This is a genomic window from Enterobacter sp. 03-F-07-AD-ECC (assembly GCF_047530935.1).
In the GTDB taxonomy this organism is placed as follows: domain Bacteria; phylum Pseudomonadota; class Gammaproteobacteria; order Enterobacterales; family Enterobacteriaceae; genus Enterobacter; species Enterobacter cloacae.
Genome location: NZ_JBLKBZ010000003.1, coordinates 133,788 through 155,524 on the forward strand (window position 1 = coordinate 133,788; position 21,737 = coordinate 155,524).

The following is a 21,737-nucleotide window of genomic DNA, read 5'->3' on the forward strand; positions in this document are numbered from 1 at the left end:
AGATTGGTGCAAATTAACGCCACATGGCACATTACGCCAACCTTTTGGTGTGGATGATTCTGTTAGAATCGGCAATTATTTTTAATTAGATCAGCGCTAATACTGCTTCACAACAAGGAATGCAAATGAAGAAATTGCTCCCCATCCTTATCGGCCTGAGCCTGACGGGCTTCAGTGCAATGAGCCAGGCGGAAAACCTGTTACAGGTCTACCAGCAGGCACGTCTGGGCAACCCTGATTTACGTAAATCAGCGGCCGATCGTGATGCTGCGTTTGAAAAGATTAACGAAGCGCGTAGCCCACTGCTGCCGCAGTTAGGTTTAGGTGCAGATTATACCTACAGCAACGGTTTCCGCGACGCTAACGGCGTTAACTCCAATGCTACCAGCGCCTCACTGCAATTAACACAGACGCTGTTTGATATGTCCAAATGGCGCGCACTGACCCTGCAGGAAAAGAGCGCGGGTATCCAGGATGTGACCTATCAGACTGACCAGCAAACGCTGATCCTGAACACGGCGACTGCGTACTTCAACGTGCTGAGCGCGATTGACTCGCTCTCCTATACTGAAGCGCAGAAACAGGCAATTTACCGTCAGTTAGATCAAACCACCCAGCGTTTCAACGTGGGCCTGGTCGCCATCACTGACGTGCAGAACGCCCGTTCACAGTACGACAGCGTACTGGCCAACGAAGTGACCGCGCGTAACAACCTCGACAACGCGCTGGAATCTCTGCGTCAGGTCACCGGTAATTACTATCCAGAACTGGCTTCCCTGAACGTAGATAACTTCAAGACCGATAAGCCGCAGGCGGTGAATGCCCTGCTGAAAGAAGCGGAAAACCGCAACCTGACCTTACTGCAGGCGCGTCTGAGCCAGGACCTGGCCCGCGAGCAGATTCGACAGGCGCAGGATGGCCACCTGCCAACCCTGAGCCTGAGCGCCTCCACCGGCGTGTCTGATACCAGCTACAGCGGTTCTAAAACCAACACCGCCCAGTATGACGACAGCAACCAGGGCCAGAACAAAGTCGGCCTGAGCTTCTCACTGCCGCTGTATCAGGGCGGTTTGGTGAATTCTCAGGTGAAACAGGCGCAGTACAACTTCGTTGGCGCAAGCGAGCAGCTGGAAAGCGCCCACCGCAACGTGGTGCAGACCGTGCGCTCTTCGTTCAACAACGTGAACGCTTCTATCAGCAGCATCAACGCGTATAAACAAGCCGTTGTGTCTGCCCAAAGCTCCCTGGATGCAATGGAAGCCGGTTACTCCGTCGGTACCCGTACCATTGTTGACGTGCTGGACGCGACCACCACGCTGTATAACGCGAAACAGCAGCTCTCCAGCGCACGTTACCAGTACCTGATTAACCAGCTGAACATCAAGCAGGCGCTGGGTACGCTGAACGAGCAGGACCTGCTGGCGCTGAACAATGCGCTGGGTAAACCGGTCTCAACCTCGCCGGACAGCGTGGCACCGGAGAATCCGGAGCAGGTTGCTGCGGTTGATAACTTCAACGCTAACAGCAGCGCGCCTGCTGCACAGCCAGCCGCTGCGCGTACCAACACCGGCAGCAATCCGTTCCGTAACTAAGAGTGTCATCAGGCCCACTGCGGCCTGATGCCCTCACCCCAGCCCTCTCCCACAGGGAGAGGGAGCATCTGAATCACATCCGAACGTAAGCCAACGTAAAGATCCCCCTGATTCCGACCCTCTTCGCTTCATTTTCAACCACTCATCCTCTATCCTGAGCGTTATAACCACTGGGTCCTGGAAGACAAATATGAAACGGACAAAATCCATAAATCACGCTTCGTTCCGCAAAAGCTGGAACGCGCGTCACCTCACCCCTGTTGCGCTGGCGGTTACCGCTGTATTTATGCTGGCAGGCTGTGAGAAAAGCGATGAAACGGTCTCTCTGTATCAAAATGCGGAAGACTGCTCAGCCGCAACCGGTAACGCGGCAGAATGTAAGACCGCCTATAACAACGCCCTGAAAGAAGCGGAACGTACCGCACCGAAATATGCCACACGCGAAGACTGCGTGGCAGAGTTCGGTGAAGGCCAGTGTCAGCAGACACCGGCTCAGGCGGGAACGGCGCCAGAAAATCAGGCGCAGGCTCAGTCCAGCGGCAGCTTCTGGATGCCACTGATGGCCGGCTATATGATGGGCCGCCTGATGGGCGGCGGGGCGGGTTACCAGCAGCAGCCGCTGTTTAGCTCGAAAAACCCGGCCAGCCCGGCCTACGGCCAATACACCGATGCCAGCGGCAAAGGCTATGGCGCAGCAACGCCTGGCCGCACCGTGACCGTACCGAAAACGGCGATGGCTCCGAAACCGGCTACCACCAGCACCATCACCCGCGGCGGGTTCGGTGAATCTGTGGCGAAACAGACCAGCATGCAGCGCAGCGCGACGGGCACGTCAACTCGCTCAATGGGCGGCTGATCATGGAACGAGTCAGTATCACCGAGCGCCCGGACTGGCGCGAAAAAGCGACCGAATACGGTTTTAACTTCCACACCATGTATGGCGAGCCGTACTGGTGTGAAGACGCTTATTACAAACTGACACTCGCCCAGGTGGAAAAACTGGAGGCGGTGACGGCAGAGCTCCATCAGATGTGCCTGAAGGTTGTCGAGAAAGTGATCGACAGCGACGAGCTGATGGCTAAATTCCGCATTCCGAAGCACACCTGGGGCTTTGTGCGCCAGTCGTGGAAAACCAGCCAGCCCTCGCTCTATTCTCGCCTTGATCTGGCGTGGGATGGCGTGGGTGAACCTAAGCTTCTGGAAAATAACGCCGATACACCAACCTCTCTGTATGAAGCGGCCTTCTTCCAGTGGATCTGGCTGGAAGACCAGATGAACGCCGGAAACTTGCCGGAAGAGAGCGACCAGTTCAACAGCCTGCAGGAAAAGTTGATTGAGCGTTTCGCCGAGCTGCGTGAACAGCACGGCTTTAACCTGCTGCATCTCGCCTGCTGCCGTGACACGGAAGAAGATCGTGGAACGGTTCAGTATCTGCAGGATTGTGCTGCCGAAGCGGAAGTCGCCACCGAGTTTCTCTATATAGAGGATATCGGTCTGGGCGAGAAAGGTCAGTTTACTGACCTGCAGGATCAGGTGATCAGTAACCTGTTCAAGCTCTACCCTTGGGAATATATGCTGCGTGAGATGTTCTCCACCAAGCTGGAAGACGCTGGCGTGCGCTGGCTGGAACCGGCATGGAAGAGCATCATCTCCAACAAAGCCCTGCTGCCGATGCTGTGGGAAATGTTCCCGAACCACCCGAACCTGCTGCCGGCATACTTTGCGGAAGATGATTACCCGCAAATGGAAAAATATGTCGTGAAGCCAATTTTCTCCCGCGAGGGGGCAAACGTCTCCATTATCGAAAACGGTAAAACGCTGGAAGCGGTTGAAGGGCCTTACGGCGAAGAAGGAATGATCGTCCAGGCGTTTTATCAGCTGCCGAAATTTGACGACAGCTATACGCTGATTGGCAGCTGGCTCATCAACGATCAGCCTGCCGGGATTGGCATCCGCGAAGATCGCGCGCTGATCACGCAGGATCTGTCACGGTTCTATCCGCATATTTTTGTTGAGTAGAGTGCGGCCTGATGCCCTCTCCCACGGGAGAGGGTATAAACACTAAAAACGGCAACCGCAGGTTGCCGCTTTGCTTTTATTACCCCACCTGCACCGACAGCATACTCAAACTCCCCATCTCAATACCGTCGACCGGGATCGTCACCGGTTCCTGACCATCCCACGCGCCAAGAACGTACAGCAGCGGCAGGAAGTGTTCCGGCGTTGGGTTAGAGAGCGAACCGCCTTCGTGATCCAGATAGTTCACCAGCGGATGCTGCTCAACCGGGCCCTGCCAGGTCAGATTGTCTTTAACGTAATCGTTAAAGGACGTTGCCCATGGGTAAGGTGTATTTTCACCGTGCCAGCGCGCCGTGCGCAGGTTGTGTACCACGTTACCGCTTGCCACCAGCATAATGCCTTCATCACGAAGCGTAGCCAGCTTGCGGCCCATCTCCATGTGCCAGGCTGCCGGTTTAGTGCTGTCGATACTCAACTGCACCATCGAGATGTCGGCGTCCGGGTACATTTTTATCAGCACGCCCCATGAGCCGTGGTCAAAGCCCCAGGCCTCTTTATCCAGCGCGACCGGGACAGGTGCCAGCAAATCCACCAGCTTCTGTGCCAGCTCGGGCGAGCCGGGGGCCGGATAATGCGTGTCGTACAACGCCTGCGGGAAACCGCCAAAATCATGGATTGTTTTTGGCGCCTCCATGGCAGTTACGCCAGTGCCACGAGTGAACCAGTGTGCAGACACCACCACAATCGCCTTCGGACGCGGCAACGTCTCACCCAGGTGACGCCATGTGCGGGTGTAGACATTGTCTTCCAGAACGTTCATTGGGCTACCGTGGCCTAAAAACAGTGCTGGCATACGTGAAGAAGTCATGGTGATATCCTTACAGAAGGTGTCAATTTGATGGTGCTACATTACGCTTAACACGATGAAGATGAACGCAGATAAGCGTGAAGATCATCATCAGGAAATTTGAATGTAAGGAATATGTAAAACAGAGGTTCCCCTCTCGCTTTGGCCAACGTGAATTATTAGTATTAATGAGAATCATTATCACAAGGAGCATTGCATGTCCGTCCCCTTGATCCTGACCATCCTGGCGGGTGCCGCCACCTTTATCGGTGCGATCCTCGGTGTGCTTGGTCAAAAGCCGTCTAACCGCGTGCTGGCCTTTTCACTGGGATTTGCTGCCGGCATTATGCTGCTCATCTCTCTGATGGAGATGCTGCCTGCCGCACTGGGCACAGAAGGTATGTCTCCGGTACTGGGTTACGGCATGTTTGTTTTTGGTCTGCTGGGTTATTTTGCCCTCGATCGCATGTTGCCCCATGCACATCCGCAGGATTTAATGCAAAAAAGCGTCGCACCGGTGCCGCAAAAGATTAAACGTACTGCTATCCTCCTGACGCTCGGCATCAGCCTGCACAACTTCCCGGAGGGTGTCGCGACCTATGTCACCGCCAGCAGCAATCTGGAGATGGGTCTGGGTATCGCCCTGGCGGTGGCCTTACACAATATTCCTGAAGGGCTGGCCGTTGCCGGGCCGGTTTATGCCGCCACGGGATCAAAACGCACCGCCGTGTTCTGGGCCGGGATATCGGGAATGGCAGAAATTCTCGGGGGCGTACTGGCGTGGCTGATACTGGGAAGCCTGGTTTCACCGGTGGTGATGGCCGCCATTATGGCCGCAGTTGCGGGGATTATGGTGGCGCTGTCGGTTGATGAACTGATGCCGCTGGCGAAAGAGATCGATCCTAACAACAATCCGAGTTATGGGGTGTTGTGCGGAATGTCTGTAATGGGATTAAGCCTGGTGTTGTTACAAACGGCGGGTATTGGTTGAACGGTTGCGCTTCCTTATTTGAGGGAGCGCAATTTCTTTTCATGTCAGTGAATACCAACTATCAGTATTAATGATATAAAGTCCGGCACCATACTTTCTAATCGCCATAGAATTCACTTAATAAATATTATTTATAACTATTCCCCGTAAAATAATTACCGCTTCGTGTATTTAAAAAATCTCAAAAGATTGATGTCAATCACTATTTAAACCGAGCATTCTGGCTGTAGAGCAACAGCATTTTTCCCATTTATAACTTCAAATGATTTATTAATAGCCTCTAAATTCCCCATTTAGAAATACTCACGAGATGAACCATATTGCGACTGGTATATTTCGACCGCTTTAATGAAATAAAAGTGTTGCAATATTAATTCATTAAAATTATTGCGCCATCCACTCTTAGATAAAGGATTATATCTTCATGTTTAACAAGACTATTCTGGCAGTTGCGACAACTGCATTGCTTTCTGGTCTGTCATTTACTGCTATGGCAGCAGATAACCAGGGCTCGGGGAAGATCACGTTCACCGGTGAAGTTATCAGTGCGCCTTGCTCTATCACCCCGGGAGATGAAAATCAGACGATTGAATTAGGAGAAGTCGCGGATAGCGTGCTGAACAGCGGTAAAAACTCGCTGCCGGTTGACGTGAATATCCACCTGCAGGATTGCATTCTCTCTTCTACCACCGGACAAACCACCACTACGATCGACAAAGTGAAGGTCACCTTTGCCTCCGCAAGTACCGATTCGACCGACACCAGCCTGATGAAAAACACGCTTGATGGCAACATCGGCGGTGCAACAGGTGTGGGCGTTCGCTTGCTGGATAGCGGCAGCAATAAAGTCACGCTGGGTACGCCGATTGAAGTGTCCTTCCCTACCACAAATGCCTATCAGGAACTGAACTTTAAAGCCCGAATGGAACCAGTATCTGGCAGCCAGGCTACCCCGGGTAACGTTCAGGCCCAGGCGAACTATATCCTTGAATATAAGTAATTTGATTGCCGTCTGAAAACGTAGCCGATGAAGGACTCATCGGCTTTTATGCCTTCTTTTTAAAAGCGAAACGGATTTATGCTAAAACACTCAGCGCATCAACTCTCCCGCCTCTCTGCTTTTATAAAGTATTCGCTGAGTGTCACACTTTACTCAGCTTTATTCGTGTTGCCTGTCTCCGCGGTTGAATTCAACACAGATATGATTGACGTTGAAGACCGAAGTAATATTGATATTTCCCAGTTTGAGAAAAAAGGCCACATCGCGCCGGGTAGCTATCTCGTCCGCATTCAGGTCAATAAAAACACGTTGCCTCAATCCGCAACAATGGAGTGGATCGCAACGGAAAACGAAAGCGGTTCGCAAATTTGTGTGAATGCCGGGCAGTTATCCGCTTTCGGGCTGAGCACCGATTTTATTTCGCGGCTCCATTATTCTCAGGGCGGACGTTGCCTTGATCTTTCGGCTGTTCCTGAGCTGGGCTTTTCCCTTAATAAAGGGACAATGGTGCTTTCCGTCACCGTTCCCCAGGCATGGATGAAATATCAGGCGAAGAACTGGACACCGCCGGAATATTGGGATGAAGGCATTGCGGGTGTTTTACTTGATTATAATCTCTATGGCAGCCAGTACGATCCGCATGGGGGCGACGACAGCCAGAATTTCAGCGCCTACGGCACGCTCGGGTTTAACCTCGGCGCGTGGCGTCTGCGTTCAGATTATCAGTATAACCAAAACTTTCGTCACGGTGAGTCTACAGGCAGCGACAGCAGTCTGGCACGGACATATCTCTACCGCCCTATCCCTTCGCTGTCATCAAAAGTGACGCTGGGGCAATATGATTTAAGCTCAGATATTTTTGATACCTTCCACTTTACCGGTGCATCACTGGAAAGTGATGAAAGTATGCTGCCGCCTGATTTACAGGGTTATGCACCACAAATTAACGGCATCGCGCAGACCAATGCCAAAGTGACCGTCTCCCAGTCTGGCCGCGTTCTTTATCAAACAACCGTCGCGCCGGGCCCGTTCACCATTTCAGACCTGGGTGAAACCTACCAGGGACAGCTGGATGTGGTGGTCGAAGAGGAAGATGGGCGCAAAACCACCTTCCAGGTGGGTTCATCCTCAATCCCCTTCCTGACCCGAAAAGGCCAGGTGCGCTATAAAACATCCATCGGTAAGCCCACCGCTACGGGCCATAACGACATCAATAACCCGCTTTTCTGGACAGGTGAACTCTCGTGGGGCTGGCTGAGTAATGTGTCACTGTATGGCGGCACCCTGCTGACGGCGGATGATTATCAGGCCATGACCACCGGTATCGGCTTCAACCTGGATTCGTTCGGCTCGATCTCTTTTGATGTTACGGGCGCCGAGGCCACGCTCCATCAGGGAAAAAATGAGACACAGCGTGGGTACAGCTATCGCGCCAACCACGCAAAACGTTTTGAGGCGACCGGCAGCCAGATCACCTTCGCAGGTTATCGATTCTCGGATAAAGAATATGTCTCAATGAGTGAATATCTCGCCTCCCGGGACGGAGATACCTCAACGACAAACGAAAAAGAGAGTTACGTTATCTCCTTCAACCAGTACCTTGATTCGCTGGCATTAAATACCTATCTCAACGTCACCCGTAACACCTACTGGGACAACAGCAGCAACACAAACTACTCCTTTTCGCTGAGCCGCAATTTTGATATCGGCAACTTAAGAGGTTTATCCGCATCGCTGGCGCTAAGCCGCGTGCGCTGGGACGACAGCGACGAAAACCAGGTCTATTTCGCCTTCACCCTCCCGCTGGAGCAAAGTCGTAGCATTATGTACAGCTACCAGCGTTCAGGCGGCGACAGCGCGTCTCATATGGCTTCTTACTATGACGCCTCCGATCGCAACAATACGTGGAATCTCTCGGCCTCTACGACGGAAGACGATTTGCACGAAGGCGAACCGTCATTGCGCGGCGGATACCAGCACTATTCTCCTTACGGACGCCTGAATCTTTCAGGAAGCGTTCAGCCCAACCAATACCGTTCGATCAGCGCGGGCTGGAACGGCTCGATCACCGCCACGCGACATGGCGTAGCCCTGCATGATTACAGCCCGGCCAATAACGCCCGCATGATGATCGATGCCGATGGCGTTGACGGAATTGAGGTCAACAGTTCGCGCACGCGCACTAACGCATTCGGTATTGCTGTCGTCCCCTCACTCAGCAACTACACCACCTCCACGGTGCGCGTTAACAGCAACACGCTGCCTGATGGCGTGGATATAGCAACCTCCGTTATTCGCACCACGCTGACGGAAGGTGCCATTGGTTACAGCAAGCTGAACGCCACCACGGGCTACCAGATTGTCGGCATTATTCGACAGGAAAACGGTCAGTTCCCTCCTTTGGGCGTCAGTATCGTCGACAGCGCTACGGGTAAAGAGGTCGGTCTGGTTGCCGAAGAAGGGTTCGTTTATCTCAGCGGGATTCAGGAAAACAGTACATTACGTCTCACCTGGTCTGACAAAGCGTGTGAAATCACGCCGCCGAACCAAAGTAACCTTAGCGGTGATGCTATATTTTTACCTTGTAAAACAGTGCATTAATTCAGGATGAATAAAATGAACATCACGATGATTTCAAAAGGACTTATCTGTTTCCTTGGCACGTGCAGCTTTGCCTGGGCCACCGTATCGCCCGACAGAACACGCATCATTTTCAACGCCTCAGCAAAAAGCGTGTCGGTCAGACTGATAAACCAGAGTAAAACCGATCCTTATCTGGCTCAGTCGTGGATTGAGGATAAAGAGGGTAAAAAAACGCGCGAGTTTATCTCTCCTGTTCCGCCACTGCTGCGTATCGAGCCGGAGGAACAGGCGCAGGTTCGCCTGATGGCGCAGCAAAACCTCAGCCGACTTCCAGCCGATCGAGAGTCGCTGTTTTATTACAACATGCGGGAAATCCCACCCAAAGCCGAGCAGAAGAACGTGATGCAAATTGCCATGCAAAGCCGCCTTAAACTGTTCTGGCGACCAAAAGCCATTGAGCTTAAGGAGGGCCAGTTTGTTCCGCTGGATAAAGTGGTTATATCCCGCGCTTCGGGTACGCTGCAGTTTAAAAACAGCAGCCCCTATTACATCACCGTGGGCTATATCGGACTGAACGGTAAAACCTTATTGCCGGGCGCAGAGAGCGTAATGATTGAGCCGTTTGGTCAGGCCAGCCAGTCACTGGCTAAGCTGCCCGCTGAATTTCAAGTCGGGTATATCAGCGATTATGGCGGTCTGGAAATGTTTAAGGTGAGTTGTAACGCGGTGCAACCTGCCTGCCAGAGCAAACCGGTGAATAAGGGATAATGATGAAAAAAATACATCTCGCGGTGATTGCCCTTTTATGTTTGTTCTCATCCTCCGCATGGGCGATGGACTGTTACAAAGATTCAAAAGGCGGCAAAAGTCTGGTCACAACAACGCTCCCGACGTTCACGGTACCAGCCAACGCTCCAGCCGGACAAAAAATTTGGGAAAGCGGCGATTTGCTGGTGACGGTATATTGCGATAACGCCACCCGCGACAGTACAAAACCTGTCTCGCAGGATCCCTGGAGTGAAAACGTTTATGCCTATATCCTGGACAGTTTCCATAACACCGATAGCCTGATGACCAACAATCCCTATCTGGCGTTTGGCGTAACCTATAACGGTATTGACTATGACATCCCCGATATCAAAATTGATACGGGAGCCTGCCTTGATAAGCAGGATGACAAATGGAAACAGTATCAAGAAGCAGCCTGCAATGGCGTCACAATTCAGAAAAACGTCACGTTTACCGTGCGTTTTCGTCTCTACGTGAAGCTAAAAGCGATACCAAAAGAGCAGTTTGACTATACCTTTCCCTCCGTCACCGTGCTGACGTTTGACGGTTCAGGCGGAATCAACACGCTTTCGAAAGCAAAAAACCTGCATTACGACATTACCGGGCTTTCAAATATTCACTTCCTGGACTGCGGTGTGGATATCCGGATCTACCCTGAAAATCAGATTGTGAATTTTGGCCAGTTTACGGAGAGCGCAGTCAACGCCAACGCCGTCACCTCACCGTTTAGCATTTCGACAATCCGGGATGCCACTGCTGGCTGTTCAGAACAATTTGACGTGACGACCAGCTTTTACACCACCGATACGCTCTACGATAATACGCATCTGGACATGGGAAATGGTTTACTCATGCGTCTCATTGATAAAACCAATGGCGACGTGACGTACAACCAGTATCTTCCTTTTGCAACCTATCACCCTGATGATACGGAGACGACGCTGACGCATGACTATACGGCGGAGCTAACCCGTAAACCTGGTGAAGCCGTTATTCCTGGACCATTCAGTAAAGACATTATTGTCAAAATCAATTATCAATAATTGATCAAAAAGCAGACCAGCATCTCCTGTTGGTCAGCTTATTTAGCCCCTCGCCCTCTTTTTTCTATGTAAGCCATTCACTTCAATAATTAATAAACGCACACTTAAAGAGTCTTTAATTATTTTTTAATCACGCATTGTTACAATTAGCTTTAGAATACAACCGCCTCAAACATCAGTATCTCTTAAATATTATTCATAACAAGGATATTTCATGCGAAATATTTCAAAAACACTTTTGGCGGTTGCTTTAGGCTCTTTTATCTCTGGCAATGCACTGGCAAGCGATCAGGGCTCCGGTAAAATCACCTTTAAGGGCGTTATTATTGACGCACCATGCAATATTGCACCAGACAGTATTGATAAAGAGATTGAACTTGGCCAGTTCACCACGGCGGTGATGAATGTGAATAAAAAATCCACGGCGGTACCGGTTGATATCAACCTGGAAAACTGCCAGCTTGACGCTGCAGATGAAACCGCAACACCCGTCACCAAAGTGGACGTAACCTTCAGCAGCACCGCTACCGACGCAACCGATACCAGCCTGATGAGCAACACCTATGCGGGCGGCGCGCAGAACGTGGGCGTTCGTTTACTGGATAATGCAGAGACCCCTATCACGCTTGGTACGGCTCAAACTGTCGATCTTTCTGCGGGTTCAGCGACCCAGACGCTGCACTTCAAAGCGCAGATGGAAGTGGTCGATGGTAAAACAGCAACGGCAGGCCAGGTCGAATCTACCGCGAATTACGTCCTGTTGTATAAATAAGCCCATACCGTTAATTATATTTCGGCTGGCAATATATTTGCCAGCCATTGCCGTAATTTTATTTGAGAGCTGAATGATGAAATACAGTGCATTTTCGATCATCATTGCTGGCTTTCTTACGCCTCTTCCACTGGCCGCCGTTGAATTTAATATTAACGCTATCGATAAAGATCAGCGCGGCAATGTTGATTTATCCCAGTTCAAAGATAAGAACCACGTTGCGCCGGGTCATTATTTCGTTAACGTTGCAATTAATAATACGTCACTCACTAACGGCTGGCAGTTAGCCTGGTATAAAAAAGACGATACAACGGAAGTCTGCATTCCGTCCGATCTGGCGGACACTTTTGGTCTGGACGATAAATACCGCAGCATGCTGACGGTTAACGCGGGCTGTGTCGACTTTTCCCCGCTACCGCAGGTTCGTTTCGAGTTGATTCAGGCGACGCAAACGCTGGAAGTCACCCTACCTCAGGCCTGGCTACAGTACCGTTCCACCAACTGGATGCCGCCCGCGACCTGGGACAACGGTGTCTCAGGCGTGCTGCTGGATTACAATCTGTTTGCCAGCCGCTATCAGCCAGATGAGGGATCAAGCAGCGATAACGTCAATACCTACGGGACCGCTGGCGCCAACCTGGGCGCCTGGCGACTGCGGGGAGATTATCAGTACGCCCTTAACCGTACGGATGGGAGGTCGCAGAGCGACGGCCGCCTTTCTCGCGCCTACCTTTTTCGTCCTCTGCCTGCACTTGGCTCAAAGTTCACGCTGGGTGAGTCAGATTTTCAGTCGGATATTTTCGACGGATTTTCCTACACCGGAGCCTCACTTATCAGCGACGAGCGTATGCTTCCCTGGTCTCTGCGCGGCTACGCGCCACAAATTTCTGGTATTGCGCAGACGAATGCCACCGTGACCGTCAGCCAGGCAGACAGAATTATCTATCAAACCAAAGTCCCACCGGGCCCTTTCGTCATCCAGGATATCAACCAGTCCGTACAGGGAACGTTGGACGTCACCGTCGCCGAAGAAGACGGTCATACCAGCACCTTTCAGGTTTCTGCTGCCTCTGTGCCTTTCCTGACGCGACAAGGCCAGGTTCGCTATAAGCTGGCGGGCGGTAAACCCCGTCAGGACAGCTCGCATCAGGTCGAAAACGAGGCCTTTTTAAGCAGCGAATTCTCCTGGGGCGTACTCTCCCGGACCTCCCTGTACGGTGGGATCCTGAACAGCGGTAATGATTACCGCGCGCTGGCGGCTGGTATCGGGCAGAACATGGATATGCTGGGCGCGCTGTCATTTGATGTCACCCAGGCCAGCAGCCATCACGAGGGGGAAGCAAAGCAGACGGGATACAGTTACCGCATCAACTACAGCAAGCGTTTCGACACCACCGGGAGTCAGCTCACGCTTGCCAGCTACCGCTACTCCGACAGCCGCTTTCTCAGCTATGCCCGCTTTCTTGAAAAAGACCAGGATAACGCGGAAACGGAAAAACAGACGCTAAGCATCACTGCCAGCCAGTACATCCCCGCCCTGTCGCTAAACCTTTACCTTGGTCTGCTGCGCCAGACCTGGTGGGACAGAGCCCCCTCTACCACCGGCACGCTCACGGCAGGATACAACTTCGACCTTGGCCGCTGGAAAAATCTTGGCGTGACGGCCTCATGGAGCAAAACACATTATCAGGATCAAGGCGATGACACGCAGGTTTACTTCTCTTTAAGCCTCCCCCTCGATCCGGATCATCGCCTCAATTACGATCTGAGAAACAGCGACACGACGCGTCAAACGCTCTCCTGGTATGACTCTTCAGACAGTAACAATACCTGGGGGATATCCGCTGGTACCGAGAGCGAAAAAACTGACGCCGGGGCGCAAGTCAGCGCCAATTATCAGCACTATGCCGGGACGGGAGATCTGAACCTGTCCGGAAGCTACAAGGCCCATGACTACCGTTCCGTCAGCGCGAGCTGGAACGGCTCGTTTACCGCAACCGCCCACGGGGCGTCGCTTCATCGCCGGAGCTACGGCAACGAACCGCGCGTGATGGTCAGCACGGAAGGAATCGGCAATATACCGCTGAATATGTCCCGCGATGCCACCAACATGTTTGGTATTGGCGTCCTGCCCGCCTTTTCGAGCTATATGCCCGCCAGCGTACAGGTCAATCTGAATAACCTGCCAGAGGGTGTCGATGTCGATAACCACGTCATTCGCTCCACCTGGACCGAGGGTGCAATCGGTTATCGGCTGATTGCCTCCCGTCAGGGTCAGGATGTTGCCGGGATCGTGCGTACCGCCAGCGGCACGCCGCCTCTCGGCGCCCAGGTGCGCGAGCAGGATTCAGGCAAAGAGGTGGGCATTATCGCCCAGGACGGACATATCTGGCTGGGGGCGGTAAAAGCTGAACAGCACTTTATCGTCACCTGGGGAGACGATCAGCAGTGTCATTTCTCCCTGCCAGCCTCTCTCGACAACACCACGCAGCTGATGCTGCCCTGCCAGTAACTTATCACTATGAAATCATACGTTTATTTAGCAGCACTCCTGTTTTGTGGCTCCGGCGTCTCGCAGGCGGCAATTAACCTGGACAGGACGCGCATCGTCTTTGCCGAAAGCGATAAAGCCAGCAGCCTGACCATTGAAAACCAGAGCAAATCGCTTCCCTACCTTGCCCTCGCCTGGGTGGAGGATCGGGACGGGCGCAAAGAGGACACCCATTTTATGGTCCTGCCGCCTATTCAGCGCATTGAACCCGGCGCCTCGTCACAGGTGCGGATCGTGAAACAGGGCGCGACGCAACAGCTGCCGGAGGATCGGGAAACGCTGTTTTATTTCAATCTGCGTGAAGTGCCGCCCAAAAGCGGGAGCCTGAAAGAGGAGCGCAGCGTCATGCAGGTGGCTATGCAGAGCCGCATAAAGTTGTTCTGGCGGCCGGAAAGCATTCGTAAAAAAGCAGGTGAAGAGACGGAGATGCAGCTGTCGGTGACGCTGTCGGGCAAAACCATGCGCCTGAAAAACCCAACGCCCTATTTCATTACGCTGGCATGGCTGAGCAATAACGGAAAAACCATGATGCCAGGCTTCGACAGTCTGATGATTAGCCCGTTTGCGACCAGTACGCTGACGCTAAGTGAAACAGAAGGAACGGGCTACAGCATAGGTTATATTGATGATTATGGTGCGCTACGCAAGGTCAATTTAACCTGTACCGGGTCAACACCATGCACGCTAACGCCGCGCAAGGTAGGGCAAAATGCGACATCGCGCTAAGCTTTTCCTTTTAATGCTGGTGATGTGCCCCCTTAAGCAGGCGCTGGCGCTGAACTGCTACCTTGGCACACAAAATGGCCCGGTGGAGCAAACCAAAACGGTGTCAGAATTCTCAATCCCCAGCACAGCCAGGGTTGGGCAAAAGATTTGGGAATCCAGCGATATCAAAATCCCCGTGTATTGCGACAGAAATACCGCGTCAAATCATGAGAACGAAGACGTCTTCGCCTGGGTGAACCCTTATCCGTCGGTGTCGGATCCTTACTACGAGCTCGGTGTAACCTACGAGGGTGCAGATTACGATGCCATCGGGCAAACCTACGGCGTGGATACCCGTCAGTGTCTGGACAACAACAGCCTGAGCAAATACACGGCCGAACAGTTAAAAGCAATGGGCTGGGAGAAATACATCTGTTCGGGGAATGCGTGGGATGTACATACCTCACGAACCTTTGCGGCACGCTTCAGGCTGTATGTTAAGCTCAAAGCGATACCGCCTCAGGGCTACGTCAGCACGCTTGGTGATTACATCGTCGTGCAGTTTGACGGCAAAGGCGGCGTAAATGCGCTTCCTGATGCCAAAAACCTCAAATACCACATTAACGGGCTGGAAAACATCAGGGTACTGGACTGCGGAGCGACGTTCAGTATTTACCCTGAAAATCAGGAGATCGACTTTGGCACCTTCAGCGCACGTGACATCGTCAATCAGGGCACGCGTACGCGAACGTTCTCGGTTAAAACCAGTAAAGTACAGGATGCGCAGTGTTCAGACGGATTTAAGATCGACTCGTCGTTCTATACCGATAGCGAGCTGACGGCCAGTGATACGGCGTTGCTGATTGGTAATGGCCTGAAGCTGCGCATTCTTAACGGCAGCCCTACACCTTCAATCAGTATGACGAGTACGCTGATTTTACCGGTTCGGTGCTGCATTTCGAGACCACGTACACCGCTGAGCTTTCACGTGCAGAGGGAAAGGGTATCGATTCTGGCCCTTTTGAAACGGTCGTGCTGTTTAAAATTAACTACCACTAGAGACAAAAAAGCCGGGTTTCCCCGGCTTTTTCATTCGTGCACCGTTCAGCTGGCTTTGCGCTCGTGCGCCTGACGGTACTCGATCAGATCTTCAATTGTCACGACCGGCATGTTGTGCAGGCGTGCAAAGGTAATGCACTCTGGTGCGCGCGCCATGGTGCCGTCATCGTTGGTCAGTTCACACAGTACGCCCGCAGGTTTGAAGCCTGCCAGCGTCACCAGATCGATGGTCGCTTCAGTGTGGCCACCACGGGTCAGCACACCGCCCGCCTGCGCACGCAGCGGGAAGACGTGGCCAGGACGGTGCAGGTCGGATGGCTTGGCGTCATCGGCAATTGCTGCACGGACAGTAGTCAGACGGTCAGCCGCGGAGACACCGGTAGTCACACCATGCGCGGCTTCGATGGTCACGGTAAAGCCGGTACCAAAGGCGCTGGTGTTGTTTTCGACCATCATCGGCAGCTCGAGCTGCTTACGGCGGTCTTCGGTAATACACAGGCATACGATGCCGCTGCCGTGACGGATGGTCAGTGCCATCTGCTCAACGGTCATGTTTTCGGCGGCGAAAATCATGTCGCCTTCGTTTTCACGGTTTTCATCGTCAAGCACCATCACGCCGCGGCCTTCGCGCAGGGCATCCAGTGCATGTTCAACACGTTGAGTTGAAGTGCCAAAAGAGGAAAGTAGCGTCTGATTCATGGTAAAAAAACCTCATTAACATTATGGTTACCAGAATCAGGGCAGTCTTAGGAGCGCCGTATAAGCGGCAAAAAGATAACGTGAGCGGGCCCATGCCCGACTGGATCGTTACTCTCTCCCATCCGGACTTTAACCGTCGGCCCCGGAATTACACCGGATCTGCTGACCTTTGAGAGTTCACCCAAAGCGCTCGCGGGCTTTCAGCATGACGCTGATTTACCGCCGGTGGGGAATTTCGCCCCGCCCTGAGAATAAGCGAGATAACTATAACGCTATTGATTAACCTGGGCAATGCATAAGCTTCAAACAAATCTGCTTTATCCTGGAGCATGACGCGCTACAATGTTCATCAACACCGTCTTATCAAGGGAAGCCACTATGATTGACCCGAAGAAAATTGAGCAAATTGCGCGTCAGGTTCATGAGTCCATGCCAAAAGGTATTCGTGAATTTGGTGATGACGTTGAGAAGAAAATCCGCCAGACGCTGCAGGCGCAGTTGGTTCGCCTTGATTTAGTGAGCCGCGAAGAGTTTGACGTGCAGACACAGGTTCTGCTGCGCACCCGTGAAAAGCTGGCGCTGCTGGAACAGCGTCTTACCGAGCTGGAAAACCGCAATACCCCGGAAGAAGTGAAGCCGGCACCAGCGATACCGCCGGTGGATGACCAGGCCTAAGTGCGGCCTGATGCCCTCACCCCAGCCCTCTCCCACGGGGAGAGGGTGAAATAACGGGCCAACTGGCCCGTTTTTTACTGACTGTCTTTCTGGATCTTTTTGATGATGTTGGTGGTTGAACACCCGTCCTCAAAGTTGAGCACCATCACTTCGCCGCCGTTGGCCCAGACCTCTTCGCTGCCCGCGATTTGCTCCGGTTTGTAATCGCCGCCTTTTACCAGCAGGTCAGGCAGAATGCCTGCAATCAGGCGCTGAGGCGTGTCTTCTTCAAACGGCACAACCCAGTCCACCGCTTCCAGCGCGCCGAGCACAATCATACGCTGCTCCAGTGGGTTCACCGGACGCGTTTCGCCCTTCAGACGTTTGGTCGAGGCATCGCTGTTCACCGCCACAATCAGACGATCGCCCAGCTTGCGTGCATTCGCCAGATAAGAGACATGGCCCGCGTGCAGAATGTCGAATACGCCGTTGGTCATCACCACTTTCTCACCGCGTTTACGCGCGGCGGCAACGGCCACTTTCAGCTCTTCTTCCGTCATGACGCCAAAACCGGTATCGGCGCGGCCGCGCACAGCGTTTTCCAGTTCGATTGGCGAAACGGTAGAGGTCCCGAGTTTACCGACAACCACGCCCGCCGCGGCGTTCGCAAAGTAGCACGCTTCTTCGAGGGAGTTACCCGCCGCCAGCGTTGCCGCCAGCACGCCAATCACCGTATCACCGGCACCGGTCACGTCATAGACTTCCTGCGCCTGGGTTGGCATATGCAGCGGCGCCTTGCCCGGCTGCAGCAGCGTCATTCCCTGCTCGGAGCGGGTCACCAGCAGTGCAGACAGCTCGAAGTCAGCGATGATCTTCATGCCGCGCTCGACGATCTCCGCTTCCGACTTACACTTGCCCGCCACCGCTTCAAACTCAGAAAGATTAGGCGTCAGCAGCGTTGCGCCGCGATAGCGCTCAAAGTCAGTGCCTTTCGGATCGATCAGTACCGGCACATTGGCTTTACGCGCCAGCTGGATCATCTGCTGTACGCTTGCCAGTGCCCCTTTGGCATAATCAGACAGTACCAGCGCGCCGATATTGCCCAGCGCCTGATTAATGCGCTCGTGCAGCGGCTCAGGATCCACACCCTCAAACCCTTCTTCAAAGTCGAGGCGGATCAGCTGCTGGTTACGCGACAACACGCGCAGCTTGGTAATGGTCGGGTGCGTCGGAACAGAAACGAAATCGCACTTCACGTTCACGTCCGCCAGCGACTTGCTCAGCGCGCGCGCCGCATCGTCGATACCGGTGAGGCCCACCAGACGCGAATGCGCGCCCAGAGAAGCAATGTTCATCGCCACGTTTGCCGCGCCGCCAGGACGCTCTTCAATGGTATCGACCTTAACGACCGGTACCGGTGCTTCCGGGGAGATACGGCTGGTCGGCCCATACCAGTAGCGATCCAGCATCACATCGCCGACAACCATAACTCCAGCACGTTCAAACTCTGGCAGTGTTACTTTCATTCCTGACTCCAGAAAGATTCACAATTTGCGCGCGATGATATCACACTTGTTTTGTTACGCACGGTTCCACCAGCCACTTCTGCCAGCTCGCTTTCACCTGGTCGCGTTCACGGGTAAAGCAGTCGAGCGCCACGTGGCCCGGCTGTTCCTGCAAGGCGAGGTGGTGCAACTCATCGCGCAGCGTGGTGTAGGCGCGGGTTAAGGCCTGCGCCTCCTGCTCATCCATGATGTCGTTTTGCGCTAGCAGCTCCAGAATGCGCACATTATCCGACCAGCGGGTCAGCTTCGGCTTGTCATGCGCGTGCAGGAGCACCAGATACTGGGTGATAAACTCAATGTCGGTAATGCCACCCTCATCGGCTTTAATATCAAACCGATCGCGGTGTTTATTGCCCAGATGCGCGCGCATTTTTTCACGCATTTCGCGCACTTCGGTCTGCAACTTACTGCCTTCACGCGGGGTGGTCATCACCGCTTTACGAATGGCATCAAACTGCGTTTTTAACTGCGGATCGCCATACACCACGCGGGCGCGCACCAGCGCCTGATGCTCCCACGTCCAGGCTTCGTTTTTCTGATAATCGGCGAAGGATTCCGTTGAGGTCACCAGCATACCAGCCGCGCCGGACGGGCGCAGACGGGCATCCACTTCGTACAGAATGCCCGATGACGTGCGGGTGCTGAACAGGTGCATAATGCGCTGGGCCAGACGCAGATAGAACTGGCGCCCGTCAATTTCACGCTCGGCGTCGGTCATCACGTCTGCCGGGCAGTCGTGCAGGAAGATTAAATCCAGATCGGAGCTGTATCCCAGCTCCCACCCGCCGAGCTTACCGTAGCCCACCACGGCAAAACCGCGGCCTTCTCGTTCAGCAAGATGTTTTGGCTGGCCGTAACGCGCCACCATCTGGATCCACGCCTGATGCACCACCGCATCGATGATCGCTTCCGCCAGCCAGGTTAAGTGATCGCTCACTTTCATCACCGGCAGCGTTTCGGCAATATCTGCCGCCGCGACGCGCAGCATCTGGGCCTGTTTGAACTGGCGCAGCGCCTCCAGCTGCTGTTCTTCATCTTCCTCCGGCACGCGCAGCAGATACTGGCGCAGCTCATCGCGGTAGGCATCGGTCGCCGTCGGCTGATAGAGGGTATTGGGATCGAGCAGTTCATCCAGCAGCAGCGGGTAACGCGCCAGCTTGTTGGCCACCATCGGTGACGCCGCGCAGAGCGTGATCAGGTGCTTCAGCGCCCCCGGGAATTCGCTCAGCAGTTCAAGATAGGTGGTACGCGTAATAATGCCGCTCAGCAGCGGCATCATGCGGGAAAGCGGCACCGGGGCGTCGGCACGGGAACAGACATCGCTCAGCAGGTGCGGCATCAGGTGATCCAGCACCTGGCGACCGCGCGGACCAATGGCACGCTTGTTGAGTTCGAGGCGGAAATCGGCAATCAGCGCCACCACCCGATGGCGATCGTCGTCGCTCAGGTGCGCCAGCACGGGCGTGGTGTCATCTTCCTGCAGGGCATCCTGCCACAGTTCACGCCAGTGTTCAGAGAGCGTATCGTCCTGCGATTCGCTTTCATCATCGCCAATCAGCTCGTTAAAGATACGGCGCACGCCTGCCATATGCGCCTCCAGCCGTTCGGTCAATGCGGCCCAGTCGTCCACGCGCATGCCCCACGCCAGACGCGCCCGGTTCAGGTCATCCCCCGGCAGGGTCTGGGTTTGCTCGTCATTGATGCTTTGCAGCAGGTTTTCCAGACGACGCAGGAACAGGTATGCCTCACGCAGGGTTTGCGCGTCCCCCTCTGGCAGAAGATGGAGTTGCTCAATCGCCGACAGCGTCGGAAGCAACGAGCGGGATTGCAGCGACGGCTCGCGACCACCGCGGATAAGCTGGAAGACCTGGACAATAAACTCGATTTCACGAATGCCACCCGCGCCGAGCTTAATGTTATCTTTCAGCCCACGACGGCGTACCTCACGGGCGATCATCCCTTTCATGTTACGCAGGGACTGGATCACGCTGAAGTCGATGTAGCGACGGAACACAAACGGGCGCAGCATGGCGCGTAGCTCGTTGGCGTAAGCGTCGTCGCTGTCACCCATGATCCGCGCTTTGACCATCGCGTAACGCTCCCAGTCGCGCCCCTGCTCCTGGTAGTAATCTTCCAGCGCCGCAAAGCTCAGCACCAGCGGGCCGCTGTCGCCAAACGGACGCAGACGCATATCCACGCGATAGACAAAACCGTCCTGCGTCGGCTGATCCAGCGCCTTGATCAGACGCTGGCCAAGACGGGTGAAGAACTGGGCATTGTCCAGTTCACGACGGCCTCCGCGCGTGGAGCCGTTCTCCGGCCAGGCAAAAATCAGGTCGATATCGGAGGAGAAGTTCAGCTCGCAGCCACCCAGCTTGCCCATCCCCAGAATCAACAGCGGCTGAGGAACCCCTTCCTCGCTGCACGGCGTGCCCCACTCTTTACAGCAGGCGGCGTAAAGCCAGTCTCGCGCAGCGACAATCAGCGTCTGCGCCAGCTCGCTCAACTGCTGGAGCGTGCTCTCTTCGCTGACCAGCTCAAGCGCCTGCGCCCAGGCAATGCGAACCATCACCCGGCGGCGAAACTGGCGCAAAACGCGCATCAGCGTGGCTTCATCCGCCACCTCAGCCAGCGCGCTTTGCAGCCAGCCGGCATAATGCCGCCACTCGTCATCCTGCGGCGGGGCGTTTTCAAGCTCCACCAGCCAGTCCGGGTTAGCAGTAATACTTTCCTGCACAAAATCACTGAACGTGAGCACGCACTTTGCCTGCTCGCTTAACGATGACGCCGGTAATGACTCAGGCAGACGTTCGCAAACGGTCTGCCACTGCTGCTGTAACTGCGAAGAAAGCGGCATTATAGGGGTTC

16 protein-coding genes, 1 pseudogene and 1 riboswitch are annotated in these 21,737 nt (G+C 54.0%); of the genes and pseudogenes, 13 read left to right on the forward strand and 4 right to left on the reverse strand.

The features are described from left to right. The first annotated feature begins 125 nt into the window (after positions 1 to 125). The 3 genes from tolC (at position 126) to ACMWKA_RS05770 (ending at position 3,611) form a co-directional block, all read left to right on the forward strand. Positions 126 to 1,592, forward strand: a complete 1,467-nt coding sequence (gene tolC / locus ACMWKA_RS05760) for an outer membrane channel protein TolC (protein ID WP_048971854.1) — start codon at positions 126 to 128, stop codon at positions 1,590 to 1,592. A 190-nt stretch (positions 1,593 to 1,782) separates the two neighbouring features. Then, a complete protein-coding gene (locus tag ACMWKA_RS05765; protein WP_013098745.1) occupies positions 1,783 to 2,448 on the forward strand; it encodes a DUF1190 family protein in 666 nt (221 codons plus the stop codon). 2 nt (positions 2,449 to 2,450) lie between these two features. Further along, positions 2,451 to 3,611: a glutathionylspermidine synthase family protein gene (locus tag ACMWKA_RS05770; protein ID WP_218656142.1), complete on the forward strand. Its 1,161-nt coding sequence runs from the start codon at positions 2,451 to 2,453 to the stop codon at positions 3,609 to 3,611. A 79-nt stretch (positions 3,612 to 3,690) separates the two neighbouring features. On the opposite strand, the gene ygiD is transcribed toward ACMWKA_RS05770, so the two are convergent. After that, complete coding sequence (ygiD, locus tag ACMWKA_RS05775; protein WP_348569402.1) at positions 3,691 to 4,479, reverse strand: 4,5-DOPA dioxygenase extradiol; 789 nt, start codon at positions 4,477 to 4,479, stop codon at positions 3,691 to 3,693. Between the two features lie 196 nt (positions 4,480 to 4,675). Between ygiD and zupT the strand changes: the two genes are divergently transcribed. From zupT to ACMWKA_RS05820, 9 genes and pseudogenes are all read left to right on the forward strand, one after another. After that, positions 4,676 to 5,449, forward strand: coding sequence for a zinc transporter ZupT (zupT, locus tag ACMWKA_RS05780; RefSeq protein ID WP_013098748.1), 774 nt, complete (start codon positions 4,676 to 4,678; stop codon positions 5,447 to 5,449). Between the two features lie 424 nt (positions 5,450 to 5,873). Beyond that, positions 5,874 to 6,449, forward strand: coding sequence for a fimbrial-like protein (locus tag ACMWKA_RS05785; protein WP_045293703.1), 576 nt, complete (start codon positions 5,874 to 5,876; stop codon positions 6,447 to 6,449). Positions 6,450 to 6,527: 78 nt separating this feature from the next. Further along, positions 6,528 to 9,050 carry a fimbria/pilus outer membrane usher protein gene (locus ACMWKA_RS05790; RefSeq protein WP_414760048.1) on the forward strand — a complete coding sequence of 841 codons (2,523 nt, stop codon included), beginning with the start codon at positions 6,528 to 6,530 and terminating at the stop codon, positions 9,048 to 9,050. A gap of 15 nt (positions 9,051 to 9,065) precedes the next feature. Next, complete coding sequence (locus ACMWKA_RS05795; RefSeq protein ID WP_020689471.1) at positions 9,066 to 9,800, forward strand: molecular chaperone; 735 nt, start codon at positions 9,066 to 9,068, stop codon at positions 9,798 to 9,800. Positions 9,801 to 9,802: 2 nt separating this feature from the next. Beyond that, positions 9,803 to 10,864 carry a fimbrial protein gene (locus ACMWKA_RS05800; RefSeq protein WP_080314648.1) on the forward strand — a complete coding sequence of 354 codons (1,062 nt, stop codon included), beginning with the start codon at positions 9,803 to 9,805 and terminating at the stop codon, positions 10,862 to 10,864. A gap of 214 nt (positions 10,865 to 11,078) precedes the next feature. Beyond that, positions 11,079 to 11,636 (forward strand): fimbrial protein, encoded by a 558-nt coding sequence (locus tag ACMWKA_RS05805; RefSeq protein WP_038983453.1) that lies wholly within the window; start codon positions 11,079 to 11,081, stop codon positions 11,634 to 11,636. A gap of 76 nt (positions 11,637 to 11,712) precedes the next feature. Further along, a complete protein-coding gene (locus tag ACMWKA_RS05810) occupies positions 11,713 to 14,148 on the forward strand; it encodes a fimbria/pilus outer membrane usher protein (protein WP_414760096.1) in 2,436 nt (811 codons plus the stop codon). Positions 14,149 to 14,157: 9 nt separating this feature from the next. Continuing rightward, positions 14,158 to 14,913: a molecular chaperone gene (locus tag ACMWKA_RS05815; RefSeq protein WP_414760049.1), complete on the forward strand. Its 756-nt coding sequence runs from the start codon at positions 14,158 to 14,160 to the stop codon at positions 14,911 to 14,913. Continuing rightward, positions 14,897 to 15,951, forward strand: a pseudogene (locus ACMWKA_RS05820) (fimbrial protein). The gene ACMWKA_RS05815 and the pseudogene ACMWKA_RS05820 overlap by 17 nt, the downstream one beginning before the upstream one ends. A 45-nt stretch (positions 15,952 to 15,996) precedes the next feature. Here ACMWKA_RS05820 and ribB read toward each other — a convergent pair. Then, positions 15,997 to 16,650: a 3,4-dihydroxy-2-butanone-4-phosphate synthase gene (gene ribB, locus ACMWKA_RS05825; protein WP_008502964.1), complete on the reverse strand. Its 654-nt coding sequence runs from the start codon at positions 16,648 to 16,650 to the stop codon at positions 15,997 to 15,999. A 106-nt stretch (positions 16,651 to 16,756) separates the two neighbouring features. Continuing rightward, positions 16,757 to 16,907, reverse strand: a riboswitch (FMN riboswitch). A 121-nt stretch (positions 16,908 to 17,028) separates the two neighbouring features. Between ribB and ubiK the strand changes: the two genes are divergently transcribed. Then, positions 17,029 to 17,325, forward strand: coding sequence for a ubiquinone biosynthesis accessory factor UbiK (ubiK, locus tag ACMWKA_RS05830; protein WP_013098757.1), 297 nt, complete (start codon positions 17,029 to 17,031; stop codon positions 17,323 to 17,325). 74 nt (positions 17,326 to 17,399) lie between these two features. On the opposite strand, the gene hldE is transcribed toward ubiK, so the two are convergent. Together hldE and glnE are read right to left on the reverse strand one after the other, a co-directional pair. Beyond that, on the reverse strand, positions 17,400 to 18,830 hold the full coding sequence (gene hldE, locus ACMWKA_RS05835) for a bifunctional D-glycero-beta-D-manno-heptose-7-phosphate kinase/D-glycero-beta-D-manno-heptose 1-phosphate adenylyltransferase HldE (protein WP_013098758.1): 1,431 nt from the start codon (positions 18,828 to 18,830) through the stop codon (positions 17,400 to 17,402). Positions 18,831 to 18,870: 40 nt separating this feature from the next. After that, a complete protein-coding gene (gene glnE, locus ACMWKA_RS05840; RefSeq protein ID WP_414760097.1) occupies positions 18,871 to 21,729 on the reverse strand; it encodes a bifunctional [glutamate--ammonia ligase]-adenylyl-L-tyrosine phosphorylase/[glutamate--ammonia-ligase] adenylyltransferase in 2,859 nt (952 codons plus the stop codon). Positions 21,730 to 21,737 lie beyond the last annotated feature (8 nt).

Bases quoted from the DNA above. Each gene is read 5' to 3' on its own strand.
- tolC (WP_048971854.1), top strand. From the start codon at position 126: ATGAAGAAATTGCTCCCCATCCTTATCGGCCTGAGCCTGACGGGCTTC.
- ACMWKA_RS05765 (WP_013098745.1), top strand. From the start codon at position 1,783: ATGAAACGGACAAAATCCATAAATCACGCTTCGTTCCGCAAAAGCTGG.
- ACMWKA_RS05770 (WP_218656142.1), top strand. From the start codon at position 2,451: ATGGAACGAGTCAGTATCACCGAGCGCCCGGACTGGCGCGAAAAAGCG.
- ygiD (WP_348569402.1), bottom strand. From the start codon at position 4,479: ATGACTTCTTCACGTATGCCAGCACTGTTTTTAGGCCACGGTAGCCCA.
- zupT (WP_013098748.1), top strand. From the start codon at position 4,676: ATGTCCGTCCCCTTGATCCTGACCATCCTGGCGGGTGCCGCCACCTTT.
- ACMWKA_RS05785 (WP_045293703.1), top strand. From the start codon at position 5,874: ATGTTTAACAAGACTATTCTGGCAGTTGCGACAACTGCATTGCTTTCT.
- ACMWKA_RS05790 (WP_414760048.1), top strand. From the start codon at position 6,528: ATGCTAAAACACTCAGCGCATCAACTCTCCCGCCTCTCTGCTTTTATA.
- ACMWKA_RS05795 (WP_020689471.1), top strand. From the start codon at position 9,066: ATGAACATCACGATGATTTCAAAAGGACTTATCTGTTTCCTTGGCACG.
- ACMWKA_RS05800 (WP_080314648.1), top strand. From the start codon at position 9,803: ATGAAAAAAATACATCTCGCGGTGATTGCCCTTTTATGTTTGTTCTCA.
- ACMWKA_RS05805 (WP_038983453.1), top strand. From the start codon at position 11,079: ATGCGAAATATTTCAAAAACACTTTTGGCGGTTGCTTTAGGCTCTTTT.
- ACMWKA_RS05810 (WP_414760096.1), top strand. From the start codon at position 11,713: ATGAAATACAGTGCATTTTCGATCATCATTGCTGGCTTTCTTACGCCT.
- ACMWKA_RS05815 (WP_414760049.1), top strand. From the start codon at position 14,158: ATGAAATCATACGTTTATTTAGCAGCACTCCTGTTTTGTGGCTCCGGC.
- ribB (WP_008502964.1), bottom strand. From the start codon at position 16,650: ATGAATCAGACGCTACTTTCCTCTTTTGGCACTTCAACTCAACGTGTT.
- ubiK (WP_013098757.1), top strand. From the start codon at position 17,029: ATGATTGACCCGAAGAAAATTGAGCAAATTGCGCGTCAGGTTCATGAG.
- hldE (WP_013098758.1), bottom strand. From the start codon at position 18,830: ATGAAAGTAACACTGCCAGAGTTTGAACGTGCTGGAGTTATGGTTGTC.